Source organism: Streptomyces sp. NBC_01232, assembly GCF_035989885.1.
Lineage (GTDB): Bacteria > Actinomycetota > Actinomycetes > Streptomycetales > Streptomycetaceae > Streptomyces.
Genome location: NZ_CP108518.1, coordinates 6,929,531 through 6,942,379, shown reverse-complemented (window position 1 = coordinate 6,942,379; position 12,849 = coordinate 6,929,531). Strand labels below are relative to the sequence as shown.

At 69.7% G+C, this 12,849-nt stretch carries 7 protein-coding genes; 3 read left to right on the top strand and 4 right to left on the bottom strand.

The window, feature by feature from the left end; genetic code table 11:
• Nucleotides 1-16 precede the first annotated feature (16 nt).
• Complete coding sequence (locus OG444_RS32025; RefSeq protein WP_266606552.1) at nt 17-1,558, bottom strand: alanine/glycine:cation symporter family protein; 1,542 nt, start codon at nt 1,556-1,558, stop codon at nt 17-19.
• Nucleotides 1,559-2,193: 635 nt separating this feature from the next.
• Between OG444_RS32025 and OG444_RS32020 the strand changes: the two genes are divergently transcribed.
• A complete protein-coding gene (locus tag OG444_RS32020) occupies nt 2,194-2,622 on the top strand; it encodes a potassium channel family protein (RefSeq protein WP_323185393.1) in 429 nt (142 codons plus the stop codon).
• 57 nt (nt 2,623-2,679) lie between these two features.
• On the opposite strand, the gene OG444_RS32015 is transcribed toward OG444_RS32020, so the two are convergent.
• The 3 genes from OG444_RS32015 to OG444_RS32005 all read right to left on the bottom strand — a co-directional run bounded on the left by OG444_RS32015 (nt 2,680) and on the right by OG444_RS32005 (nt 10,359).
• Complete coding sequence (locus tag OG444_RS32015) at nt 2,680-7,551, bottom strand: DNA repair ATPase (RefSeq protein ID WP_327265441.1); 4,872 nt, start codon at nt 7,549-7,551, stop codon at nt 2,680-2,682.
• 93 nt (nt 7,552-7,644) lie between these two features.
• Nucleotides 7,645-9,690, bottom strand: coding sequence for a flotillin family protein (locus OG444_RS32010; protein ID WP_266444503.1), 2,046 nt, complete (start codon nt 9,688-9,690; stop codon nt 7,645-7,647).
• Nucleotides 9,691-9,753: 63 nt separating this feature from the next.
• Nucleotides 9,754-10,359, bottom strand: a complete 606-nt coding sequence (locus OG444_RS32005) for a hypothetical protein (RefSeq protein WP_252310247.1) — start codon at nt 10,357-10,359, stop codon at nt 9,754-9,756.
• Between the two features lie 203 nt (nt 10,360-10,562).
• Here OG444_RS32005 and OG444_RS32000 point away from each other — a divergent pair, with 203 nt between their 5' ends.
• Nucleotides 10,563-12,056, top strand: coding sequence for an FAD-dependent monooxygenase (locus OG444_RS32000; RefSeq protein ID WP_266606550.1), 1,494 nt, complete (start codon nt 10,563-10,565; stop codon nt 12,054-12,056).
• A 34-nt stretch (nt 12,057-12,090) separates the two neighbouring features.
• Nucleotides 12,091-12,681 (top strand): TetR/AcrR family transcriptional regulator, encoded by a 591-nt coding sequence (locus OG444_RS31995; protein ID WP_266606549.1) that lies wholly within the window; start codon nt 12,091-12,093, stop codon nt 12,679-12,681.
• Nucleotides 12,682-12,849 lie beyond the last annotated feature (168 nt).

Below are 12,849 nucleotides of genomic sequence, written 5' to 3'. Positions count from 1 at the left end.
GCCGCCGGGGGGACGGTCAGACGGTGGTCTTCACCGGCTCCTGGTCTTCGTCCTCGTCGGCTTCGGTGTCCAGGCCGGCGTCGCGGCGGCGGACGAAGTCGAGGAAGGTGTTGAGTTCCCGCTTGACCACGGGGGCCAGCAGGTACAGGCCGATGATGTTGATGACCGCGAGCATGAACAGCACCGCGTCGGCCATGTCGATCAGGGTCTGCAGGGTAAGCAGCGAACCGGCGACCGCGAACAACGTGTAGAAGACCTTGAAGGTCAGCTCGCTGGTCCTGCTGCGGCCGAAGAGGTGCGTCCAGGCCTTCATGCAGTAGTAGCCCCAGGTCAGCACCGTGGAGATGGCGAACAGCATCACCGCGATGGTGAGGATGTACGGGAACCAGGGCAGGACCGTGCCGAAGGCGTCCGAGGTGATCGTCACGCCGCCGACGCCTTCGCCCTTGCGGGCCTCGCCCCAGCTGGCCGGGTTGGCGATGACGATCGTCAGGGCGGTCATGGTGCAGATGACGACCGTGTCGATGAACGGCTCCAGCAGCGCGACCAGGCCCTCGCTGGCGGGGTGCTTGGTCTTGACCGCGGAGTGCGCGATCGGCGCGGAGCCGAGACCGGCCTCGTTGGAGAACGCGGCCCGCTTGAAACCGATGATCAGCGCACCGAGGACACCACCGGCGACACCCTCGGGGTTGAAGGCACCCTCGATGATCGTGGAGATCGCGGACGGTACGGCGGAGACGTTGACGAGGATGACCACGATGCAGGCGACGATGTAGATGCCGGCCATCGCGGGAACGAGCTTGCTGGTGACGGAGGCGATGGAGCGGATGCCGCCGAGGAGCACGATGCCGACGATCGCGGCGATCAGGATGCCGAAGAACAGGGCGCCGGCCGAGGAGCCCATCATGCCGCTCTCGCCGCCGGTGACGGAGACCAGCTGCGCGTAGGACTGGTTGACCTGGAAGAGGTTGCCGCCGAAGAGACCGAAGAACAGGATCATCGCGGAGGCGAGGACCGCCAGGACCTTGCCGAGGGTCTTGCCGCGGGCGCCGAAGCGCTCGGCCAGGCCCTTGGGCAGGTAGTGCATCGGGCCGCCGGAGACGGAGCCGTCGGCGTGCACCTCGCGGTACTTCACGCCGAGGGTGACCTCGACGAACTTCGTCGCCATGCCCAGCAGGCCGCAGAGGATCATCCAGAAGGTGGCGCCCGGGCCACCGATGGAGACGGCCACCGCCACACCCGCGATGTTGCCGAGGCCGACGGTGCCGGAGACGGCCGCGGTCAGCGCCTGGAAGTGGTTGACCTCACCGGCCGACCCCTTCTCGTCGTACTTGCCGCGCACCACGTTCACCGCCAGGCGGAACTTGCGTATCTGCACCAGCCCGAACCAGCCCGAGAAGACCAGGCCGGCCACCACGAGCCAGGCGACGATCAGTGGAAGCTGGGTTCCTCCGACGGGGACGGAGTAGAAGACGATGTCTCCGAGCCACTTGGCGATGGGCTCGAAGAATCCGCTGACGGCTTCGTCTACGGAGGTGGTGATGGTGTCGAGTGACATCAGGCTTTACCTCGATGGCGCAGAACCGGCGCAGTGCGGTGCGACGGTGTGAGTGCGGGCGGGCATGGAGCGAACGCCGTTGTCCGATCGGCGACCCTGGGCGTCTCGATCCGCGGACTCGGACCGTGACCTCCCTGGCCGTGCAGAGCCGGTGCATGCCGGCACTCCGCGATCCGGCGAGGGGTGGTACCGAAAGCGGAGTTGCGCATTCTTAGCACGCTCTTTATGGATTCTTTAGTGACGTGGATCACTCACCAGGGCCCGCGCCCTGGAAACCCAAGGGCTGGTGATGCGATCGTTATCCGGATTTGAGGTTCCACTGAGCGAACGAGCCTGCCTGATCTGCTGCGGTTCGGACCGATAGGTCATTGGGTGAGAGGGCCGCGGCGGGCGAAAGGAGTGTCAGGTGAATGGGATGGTCGACATCGCGGGGCGGCCCTGGTGCTGTTCGTCCTGCGGGATGTCTTCCACACGCTGCTGCATCCGACGAACCACGGCGGTCCGAGCAGGCTGGTCATGACGGGGCTGTGGCGGCTGTCCGCTTCGGTGGCCTCACGCCGTCGTGCGTCCTGACTGGCCGGCCCGATCGCGATGGTCGCTGTCGTAGCGGTGTGGGCGCTGGCCGTGGTCATGGGATGGGCACTGATCTACTGGCCGCACATGCCGCAGGCGTTCACCTACACCGCCGGGCTCTGGTCCCCGCCGAGCACTCGTCGTTCACGGACGCCCTCTACATCTCCTTGGTCAACATCTCGGCGCTCGGCCTCGGTGACATCGCGCCCACCGAGGGATGGCTGCGGATCCTCGCCCCACTGGAAGCCTTCGTCGGCTTCTCCCTGCTGACCGCAACGGTTTCCTGGACACTCGGCATCTACCCGGCGCCGGCCAGCCGCCGGGCGCCGGCACTCAGGCTGTCCCACCTCTCGCGCACGCATCTCACGGCGGAGCAGATCGACACGGACGCGCCCGACGTCATGCTGTCCGCCGCCGTGCTCCGCACCGCGCTGGAGGACCTCGCCGTCATCCTCGACCAGCGCTTCCTCCACACCCAGGGCAGGCTGTAGCAGGTCTTCGTCGCCTTCGCAGACGATCACGGACGCCACTCCGATGCCTGAGGCGACTCACTCCTCGCGGGCCGCATGCCTGCCGTTCGGGCGGATGGGCAGGTGGCGGGAGTCGGTGGCGCGAGTGATGGCATTCTCCACGGCGGCTACCCGGTCGGCGAGCAGGCCGAGTGCGGCCACCGCCCGGCTCAGGGGGTCGTCGCCGGAGCCGCCGAGAGCCTGCGAGCGGACATACGAGGCGGTGATCTCGGCCCAGCGGGTCGCCTGGCCATGGGTGAGGGCACCCCGGAGGGCGGCGAGCTTGAGGAGGTTGGCCTCGGCTCCGGTGGTGAGGGTTTGGGCCTCCGATGTGTAGTGGTCGTCGATCAGCGCGGTCAGTTCGGCGTCGTTCATTGCAGGTGAAATGCGAGCCGCGATCTTGTTCATGTTGCGGTAGGAGCCTTGGAGTCGGAAGGGCGGCTCGGTGCGGCTCGCGTCGGTCTGGGCCGCGGAGGCGATGTAGGCGTCGTTGACCGCGAGGACCGTCTGCCGGGCGGTGAGCAGGTGGCGCAGGACGGCGAGGATCCGGTCCAGTTCGGCCGACGGGTAGGGGTGGGTGAGCCGGTCGCGTCGGGCAGTGGGGTCGTCGTCGGCGAGGCGTACGAGCAGATCCAGGTCGGCGCGGTCTCGGGCGGCGAGTGGGGCGAGGACCGGGTTGGAGGTGAGGGCGTTCTCGACGAAGCTGAGGGCGAAGGCGTCCTCCTTGCCGGTCAGAACGTCCCCGAGGTTCCAGACGTCTGCGCGGTTCGCGAGCATGTCGGGGATGCGGAAGCGTTGCCCCGACTCGGTGTACGGGTTGCCGGCCATGCAGACGGCGAACCGCTTGCCGCGCAGGTCGTGCCCGTTCAGGGTGCGGGTCGCGTCGCACAGCGGGATGAACTTCTGGAGCAGCTCGGGCGAGGTGTGCTGGATGTCGTCCAGGTAGAGCAGCACGTTGTTCCCGGCGGTGAGCGCGAAGGCGATCTTCTCCAGTTCGCGGCGGGCGGCGGCATCCGGGGCCTCGGCCGGGTCGAGGGAGGTCGTGTGGTGGCCGAGGGCCGGTCCGTCCACCTTGACCAGGAGCAGCCCGAGGCGCTCGGCTACGTACTCCAGGAGCGTGGTCTTGCCGTAGCCGGGCGGGGAGACGAACAGGAGCAGGCCGCTGCTGTCGGTGCGCTTGGCGTCCCCGGCCGCGCCCAGCTGCTTGGCGAGGCTGTCGCCGATGAGGGGGAGGTAGACCTCGTCGACGAGGCGGTTGCGGACGAAGGAGGACATGACCCGGGGCCGGTACGCGTCGACGCGCAGCTGGGTGCGCATCGACGCGAGGAGGGTGCTGCGGCGCTGCTGGTAGGTACGGAAGCCCGGGACGGCCTCGGCCGCGAAGTCAGTGGTACGGGAGAGGAATTCGTCCAGCCTCAGGTTCAGGGAGCGCCCGGTGATCTGCGGATGGGTGCCGAGCAGGCCGGTGACGGTTGCCGTGGTCTCGCCGGTGACGTCGTAGCGCTCCAGGGAGGGGCACAGTTCGACGGCCGCGGCCTCGGCGATGTCGCCTGCGTCGATGTCCTCGCCGCAGGCCGCCGCGTAGGAGGTGAGCCAGCCGTCGACGAGGTGCCGGCGTACGGCCGGGTCGGGGAGTGCGGCCAGGTCCTGCTCGTACGGCGATGCCCCTACGCTGCGGTGGAACTTCTCGAGGAGGATGCGGGCCGAGGCGGACACCGCGAATCCGGCGGGACCGGAAACCAACTCCTCGAAGAGGTATTCGGCAGCGCGGCCGACATCGGCCTCCTCGGTGAACCGGGTTACCTCGGAGGTGAGTTCGGCCAGCAGTCCGTCGATGGCGGGGGTGAGCCCGAAAGTCTCGCGAGCCCTGGCCAGGGACACCGCGCGACGGGCGAAGTGGTCACGGAAACCCTCCGTCGTGCCGTGGGCCCAGAACAGAGCGGCCGCCGCGCGCTCGCGCGGAGGGTAGCGCAGCAGTCCGGCGCTCTCGCGCAGCCTCAGCAGCACGGTGAGGATCGCGGTGGCGTCGTGGTCGTGGACGCCCCTCTCGTAGCCCTCGTCGTACGCGGCTTCGGCGGCCTGCCGTACGAGCGTGGGCAGGTCAGCGGCGGCGAGGGCATCGGCGCCGTGCTCGGCCAGCAGCCGCGCGGCCAGGTACTCCGCCCGGTACACCCGGGGTGACTCGGACGGCAGCAGCCGACCCCAGTAGGGCCGGGTGGCGGCGAACTCCGGGTCGGTGACCGGGTGGCGGTAGTCGGTGCCGTTCAGGGCGAAGGCCAGGCCGTCCTGGTGCGGTACGAGGGTCAGCTCGGGGGCCTGGCGGGTGACGGCGAAGCTGTGGCGGCCCAGGCGGATCGTGTCGCCGCCGTCCGTGAACAGGTCGCCGCGGTCGCGCAGGGCACGTCCGGCCTCCTGGCGGGCGGCCAGCAGGCGGCCCGCCAGTTCCTCCGCCCTGACCGAATCGCCGAGCTGCCGCAGTTCGTCGGCGGTGCGGCGGACCTTGGCCGCCATCGGGTCCGAGGCGAAGTATGTGTTGATCTCGTCGAGGTTCTCCAGCCCCGATGCCCGGCGGGTGACCGTCTCCAGAACCCGGCGCGCGGACTCGGAGAGGGCTTCGGCGCGCCGGGCGCGGGCGTCCCGGAGGGTCTGCTGGCGCGAGGAGAACGCGTCGTGGATCTCGGTCCGCTTCTCGGTGATCTCGGCGAGGAATCCGTCGTGCTCGGCGAAGCGCGACTCCAGGTTCTCCAGTTGGAGGAGCAGTCGGGCGAGCTGGGCCTCGCAATCCTCGGGCGTGGCGGCGGCGGCCAGAGCGCCGGTGACGGCCTGGCCCAGGAGCGCGAACTCGGCTGCGAACTCGGCCCGCCCTTCGCGGTCGAGGAGTTCTCGGCGGCGGGCGCCGAGCGTGGCGCGGGCCCGGTTCACGGACCCGAGGACCTCGGCGATCCGCTCCAGGATGGTGGTGCGTACGGTCGCGTCACCGATGTCCAGGCCCGCGACGACCTCGACGAGGGTCTGGAGGCCGAAGGTCCGCTCCTCCAGCCGCTCCTCGACGGGGACGGCCTCGGCGACGGTGGTGATGCCCTCGGCGTCGGTGGTGAGCTGTTCGGCCTCGGCGTGATGGGCGGTGAAGGCGTTCTCGCGGTGCAGGAAGGCGACGGCACGCTGGGCCGTGGAGGTGATGTCGCCCTCCACGTTGGCGGCCAGGGCCTCGATGCCGTCGGTGTCCGCGTACCGCATCTCCTTGAGGGTGATCAAACGACCCTGTGCCCGGCGCAGTTCGGTGATGCGGTCGATCCACTCCTCGGCGGTGGCCGGGGCCTCGCCGCGGATACGGCGGATCAGCCGGGCGATCGACTGAGCGGATTCGGCGAGGGCGTCGGCAGCTTGCCGGGTGAGGACCTGGACGCTCTCGAATTCCTCCAGTACGTGTGCGGTGGTGGACCGGACCTCTTCGAGGGGGCCGCGCAGGTCCCCGGTCTCGGCGTCGCCGAGCCAGGGGAACCGGTCGGCGGCCCGGACGCAGGCGGCGAGCAGCGTCTCGTACACCGCCCCGGAGTGCGTGGCTTCGGTCTCTGTGGCTTGGCGTGCGATGGAAAGGCAGTCGGCGATGCCCCGCACCAGGTCGGCGTTGCCGATGCGGGCGAGCGGGCCGTTTCCGGAGGATGAGGCGTAGGTGTCGGAGGTGTAGGGGGTGTGCCAGATCTGCACGGAGTGCATACGGGCGGGCTCGGCGACGCCGGCGCGCAGGACGACGAGAGCGCCGTCGTCGAACAGGGCATGGCCGTGGCAGGAGATGGGGGCGGCGACCTCCTTGCGGATGAGGTTGTAGGAGAGCAGCAGGCCGCGTCCTTCTGCGCGGGCGTGGAAGGTGAAGAGGACGTCCTCGCCGTTGGGAGCGCACACGGCCTTCTCGAATTCCAGGTCCGTCGTGTCCGTGTCGAAGGTCTTCACGGTGCCCGACGCGAGGCAGTAGCCGCCGGGGAAGACGATGCCCTCGTCGTCCGGCAGCCGGCGGCAGGACTGGCCGATGCCGTCGAGGCGGACAACGGTGTTCGTGACGGTGTTGAAGACCAAGTGACGGCTGGTCTGCTCCTTGTAGGGGCGGATCCGCAGCAGGATCAGCGAGCCCACGGTGGCGTAGGCGATCTCGGCATCGGCGAGGGACTGCAGCGGCTCGTCGACCGGCTCGCGGTGGATGCCCTCGCCGGTCTCGGTGTCGTCGACGGTCTTGACGGTGAGCGCCCCGCCGACAGTCGAGACGAAGAGCCGCCCCCCGATGGAGGTGTGAGGGTGGCGGCCCAGAACGTGGTCGTCCCGGGTGGTCTCCCGCCACTCGACGTCGTGAGCGGGCGGGAAGACGTGGTCGCGCTCGCCCTGGGCATCCAGGAACCGTGCCTCGCCGGACGGGGTGAGGGACCAGCGCAGGACGCGGATGTCCTCGGCCTGCTCTCCGGTCTGGAAGACGGCCAGCAGCTTGCCGTCGACGTGGCGGAGCTGGAGCAGGCGCGCGGCCTGGTAGTAACGGTGCAGCGCCCCGAACTCCCGGATGAAGCCCGGGTCGTCGAGGAGGCCGGGCGCTGCACCCTCGGGGAGCGGGCTCAGGTCGCGGTCGTACAGGGCGAGCACGTCCCCGACGGACATCTCCCGCCCCTGGCTGGGGGCGCCGTTGAAGCCGAAGAGCAGCACGTCCCCGATGGCGGCGATGTCGCGGGGTACACGACGGTGCTCGGTGCGGATGCGCTCGGAGCCCGAAAGCGTGAGCCCGGCTCCGCCGAACTCGGCGATCCTGACGGTGTTGAGGGCCTCCGCGCGCCGGGCCAGCTCGCCGGCCTGCGCCGCCAGCCGGTCGCGCAGCACCTCGTACGACAGCACCTCGGACGTACGGGCGTCCATCGCCGTGGCCGTGGTCATGTGTTCCAGCTCCCTCGTATGCAAAGTGGTGCTCTTCCGGAGCCGCCGACCCCTCCGCGGCGGCTCCGGAACGTGACCGCACCCCCGTGGCGGTCAGCTCTTGGCGGTGCCGTTCAGGCCGGCGAGTGCGGTCACCGGCATGTCGGCCAGGCCCAGCTGCCGGGCTTTGGCCATCAGCTCGTCCAGCTGCCCCGATCCGGTCGGCATGAGCTTCATCAGCAGGGCCGAGACGGTCAGGTTCTGCACGTCGGACGTGGACACCGAGCCCAGTGCCTTCGTGAGGTCTTCCGTGAAGGAGCCGGAGCCGTCCAGCCAGGGCCCGGCCAGGGTCTGGGCGGTCTGGGAGTTGTCCATGAACCCGTCCACGGCCCGGCCCATCGACATCGCTCCGACGATGCGGTCGAAGAACGCCGACTCGCCGCCGATGATGCTGATGTCGGCGCTTTCCAGCCCGGTCGCCAGGACGGTTGCCTGGGCTTCTGCGACCTGGCGCTGCATGTCCAGCCCGGCGAGCCGGATCTCCTTCTCCGCCTCCAGCCGCAACCGGTACTCCTCGTGGCCGCGCGAGGCCTCGTCGAGCGCGGCCATGGCCGCCGCCTTCTCGGTCAGGCCTTCCGCCTCCGCCTTCAGCTTCTCGCCGATGGCGGTCGCCTCGGCGAGTGCCATCTCGCGGGCGCCGTCGGCCTCCGCCTTGAGCCGCGCCGTCGTGGCTCCGGCCTCGGCCCGGCCAGCCTTCTCGATCGCGTCCGCTTCCTTCTCCCGTACGGCGACGGCGGCCAGGCCCTCGGCGGCGGCCTCCGCCTGGATGCCCTCCGCGAGGCGGATCTTGGCGCGGGCGTCGAGATCGGCGGTCTTGTTGCGGGCCTCGGCGAGGGTGAGTTCCTCGGCCGCCCGGTGCACAGCCGCCTGCTCGGCCGCTTCCGCCGCCTTGATGTCCTTGACCAGCTTCTCCTGGGCCTGCGCCTCGGCGGCGATGACGACGGCCTGCCGCTCCCGCTCGGCCTCCTCCACCGTCCGCAGCCGCTTGATGGACTCCTCCTGCTCGGCGACCGTACGGTCCACCGCGATCCGCTCCCGCACGACCTCGGCGATGTCCCGCTTCTCGGTCTCGACCTCCTTGTCGGCAGCGATCCTTGTCAGCTGCGTCTCCCGCTCCCGCGCGATGACCTCCAGCAGACGGTCCTTCTCGATCCGCTCGTTCTCGATGGCGATGACCCGCTCGCGGTTCTTCTGCGCGACGGCCACCTCGCGAGCCTGGTTCTCGCGCTGGATGCCGAGCTGCTCCTCCGTCTTGAGGAAGGCGCTCTGCGCCCGCAGCCGCTCCTCCTCCACCACTCGCGCGGTCTCCGCTTCCTCCCGCGCCCGCACCGTCTCGATCTCGCGGCGCTGTTTGATCTCCGCGTCCGCCTGGCGGCGCTCCAGCTCCAGGATCGCCTCGCGGGCGTCGACGTTCTGGCGGGTGAGTTCCTTCTGCTCGTGCTGGCGGAACTCGTTGGTACGCACGCTCTCGACGGCCGTCAGCTCGGTGATCTTCCGGATGCCCTGGGCATCCAGGATGTTGCCGGCGTCCAGCTGGGCGAGGGGGGTCTGCTCCAGATAGTCGATCGCCGCATCCTCCAGGCTGTAGCCGTTCAGATCGGTGCCGATGATGTGGATGATCCGGTCGCGCAGTTCGTTGCGCATCGTGTAGAGGTCGGTGAAGTCGAGCTGCTTGCCGACCGTCTTGAGCGCCTCGGAGAACTTCGCGTTGAACAGCTCCTGCAGGGTCGCCTTGTCCGAGGCCCGCTGGGTGCCGATGGCCTGGGCGACCTTGATGACGTCCTCGACGGTCTTGTTGACGCGGACGAAGAACGAGATGCGGATGTCGGCGCGGATGTTGTCCTTGCAGATCAGACCGTCGCGGCCGGTCCGGGAGATCTCGATGGTCTTCACCGAGATGTCCATGATCTCGGCCTTGTGCAGTACGGGCAGCACGACCTGACCGGTGAAGGTCACATCGACCTTCCGCATCTTGGAGACGATCAGGGCCTTGCCCTGCTCGACCTTGCGGAACAACCGGGTCACCACGAGCAGAGCCGCGATCACGAGGACGAGAACGACGATGACGAGCGTGCCAAGGCCCAAAGAGATGGCATCCATGAGGAGTCCCCACGTGAGAAGTCGAAGCTGAGAAGCCCGGGAAGGCTGAGAAAGAGCGGCGGATCAGCCGCGCGGGTCGAGCGCCGCATCGAAGGGCGCGACCCAGAAGAACTCGCCTGCGTCGTCGTACGCGTAAAGCAGCGCGGTGCTGCCGAGCGTGAGCGGGTCGCTGCCGTGCTGGCGTACCTGGACGATCGAAGTGGCGCCGTCCCCTGCCGCGACCTCGGCCTGGCCGAAGACCGCGTCCACCCGCCCCGTGCGAATAACGCAGGTCAGACCGACGAAGTCCAGCCGGGACGGACCGGGTTCGTCGGGAAAGAGCTTGGCCAGGGGCCGTACGACGTGTCGGGTCACGCGCCAGGACACGAAGACCGAAGCGAACAGCAGTGCGACGCCGAGGAAATGGACCAGCGCGCCGGGCCACCCTGTACGGGCAAGGAGCACGGAGCCGGTGAGGCTCGTGAACCAGGCCAGGCCGATCAGCAGCGAGGCCGACACCGTGACGGGCACACCGCCGATGCCGAGAGCACTGCTGCCGGAATCGGCACCGACACCGTCGTGATCCGCGGCCCCGCACAGCACGAGCAGCCAGAACCCGAAGACAACGACCAGGGCGGCCGTGAACGGCACGGTGGGGAAGCCCAGAACGGCCCTGATGAACTCGTCCACGCCTCCCCCTCCCTTCAGGCACCCGGCATCAGGTGCGTGGGCCCGTCCGACCCCGGCCCATCCTGCCCCGACGGGAGCCCGCCGCACATTGCCGATCACCGGCAGTCTTTACGCCGCTTTGACGCCGATCGCAGGGTGGTGCGGGCGACAGGAGCTGACGTTACTGTCTAACTTAAGTTAGTGACTAACGAGAGGTGGCTGTCATGCCCACGATGACCGTTGTGATCGCCGGTGCCGGGCCGACCGGACTGGCGACGGCCTGCGGACTACGCGCGGCGGGAGTCTGCGTCCGGGTGCTGGACAAGGCGCCTGGACCGGCTCCGACCTCGCGGGCCCTGGGCCTTCAGCCTCGCGGGGCAGAGGTGCTCGACCGTCTCGGGGCGCTTGGCGACCTGCCCGAGCGGTCGGTGCGCATCGCCCACGTCACCACGTACGTGGACGGCAGGCCCCTGGCCAGACTCCCCGTGGGACAGCCCACGAAGCTGGTGACCAGGCCCGGCCTGCTCATGTCCCAGGCCGAGGTCGAGGCCCGGCTCCGGGACCGCCTGGCCGAACTCGGTGTCGAAGTCGAATGGGGCCGCGAGCTGCTGGGGGTGCGCCAAGGCTCGGACCGGGTCGTCCTCCGCCTTGGCGACGCTGAGGAGCGGGCCGACTGGCTGGTGGGGTGCGACGGCGCGCACAGCCGCGTACGCAAGGCCGCCGGGATCGGTTTCCCCGGCGTGCCCGTCGTCGAACGCTTCCTGCTGGCCGATGTCACGGCACGTCTGCCGATCCCCAGGGACACGGTCGCGGTCTGGCTGCGCGGAGACGCGATGCTGGGGGCGTTTCCGCTTCCGGGGGAGAACGTGTGGCGCCTGATGGCGCCCGCAGCGGCCGGATCCGCCGCGGACCCGATGGAGACGCTGACGAAGCTGCTCCTGCACGAGGCCGGCATTCCCGGCACCGCCGTGCGCGAGGTCCTCTGGACCTCCACGTTCCGGATTCACCGGCGCCTCGCCTCGTCATACCGCCAGGGCAGGATCCTGCTCGCCGGCGACGCCGCGCACATCCACAGCCCCTTCGGCGGCCAGGGCATGAACACCGGCCTCGGCGATGCGGAGAACCTGGCCTGGAAGCTTGCCCTGGTCGCCTCAGGGCGGTCCGGCGACGGCCTGCTCGACACATACGAGGCCGAACGCAAGCCCATCGCACGCGAGGTACTCGCATCCACGACCGCCATGACCGGCGTGGTCCTCGGACAGACCACGTGGGCGCGGGCCTTGCGTGATCACGTCTTCGTCCCCCTGCTCAACCGGCCCGCAGTCCAACGCCGGCTCTGGGAGAAGTCCTCCCAGCTGACCCTGACCTACCGCAAAGGCCCGCTCGGTACCGGCCGTCAGCGCCCCGGCTCCGCCCCGCGCCCGGGCGACCGCGTACCCGACCTCGCCTGCACCCGCCAGGACGGCACACCCACCCGCCTGTACGAGGAACTGCGCACGGGCTGGGCCCTGCTCACGCCCAGAGCGGCACCCGCGGCCCAGGGAGCCGTCGCCCTGCGGCACCTCGGCGTCGGCGGCCTGACCGCGCTCACCCTGCCGGGAAGCCGACAGCACAGCCTGCTGGTACGACCGGACGCCCACCTGGCCTGGCACGGAACATCGCCGGCCGCCCTGGACAGGGCACTGGCACGCATACTCGGGAACGGCACAATGCAGTGAGCGAGCACCGAGAACGCCCGGAGGCAGCAGGCCCATGAGTACGTCCCCCACGCCGGCTCCCGGACTGCGTGAACGGAAGAAGGCGCAGACCCGCCGGACGATCCAGGAACAGGCGCTGCGCCTGTTCCTGGACCAGGGCTACCAGAACACCACCGTCGAGGAGATCTCGGCCGCGGCCGGAGTCTCCCACATGACGTTCTTCCGGCACTTCCCCACCAAGGAAGCCGTCGTGGAGTCCGACGACTACGACCCGCTGATCGCCCGGCTCATCGAGGAGCGACCGCCTCACGAGGACAGCCTCACCGCCGTCTGCAACGCCCTCAGCCAGGGCCTGGAGACGGTGTACGCCACTGGCAAGGACGCCCTGCTCATCCGCACCAGGCTCATCTTCGAGACACCGGCCCTGCGCGCCCGTACCTGGGACAACCAGTACGCCACGCAGCGGCTGTTCGCCGAGGCTCTCAGGTCACGCAACCCCGCCGAGAGCGACCTCTCCACCCGGGTCGTGGCGGCGGCCGCCCTCGGCGCCGTGACAACGGCCCTCGCCGCCTGGGTCCAAAGCGATGGCGCCCTCGACCTCCCCGCCCTGGCCGACGAGGCGTTCCGTGCCTTGCGCCCATCCTGACGGGTACCAGCCCGTGCGGCCGTGCCCCGCGTGCAGCACGGCCCGACGCTGCCAGGAAGCACCTCACCCACCAGTGCGGCGGTGGCTGCGCCCGCGAGCAGCGCCCCCGCTGGTCGCAGTCGGCGAAGTCATCTACCGACCGGCGCTGTCAGGGTGCCTCGCCCTCCG